Annotated in this window: 1 rRNA gene; it reads left to right on the top strand. The window is 49.5% G+C overall.

Going from position 1 to position 206, the window contains the following annotated elements:
* A 23S ribosomal RNA gene (locus H6A27_RS15055) occupies positions 1-206 on the top strand; the annotation flags it as partial.

Below are 206 nucleotides of genomic sequence, written 5' to 3'. Positions count from 1 at the left end.
GGGAGTGAGGGCATGGGTGCTAAGGTCCGTGCCCGAGAGGAGAACAATCCGGACCATCGGCTAAGGCCCCGAAATGACAGCTAAGTTAAACTAACGAAGTCAGATTGCTAAGACAGCTAGGATGTTGGCTTGGAAGCAGCCATTCATTTAAAGAGTGCGTAACAGCTCACTAGTCGAGGAATTTGGCGTGGATAATAATCGGGTAT

Origin of the sequence: Bacteroides caecigallinarum, assembly GCF_016902295.1 — a bacterium.
GTDB classification, from domain to species: domain Bacteria; phylum Bacteroidota; class Bacteroidia; order Bacteroidales; family Bacteroidaceae; genus Phocaeicola; species Phocaeicola caecigallinarum_A.
This window is presented reverse-complemented; position numbering and strand designations above follow the sequence as displayed.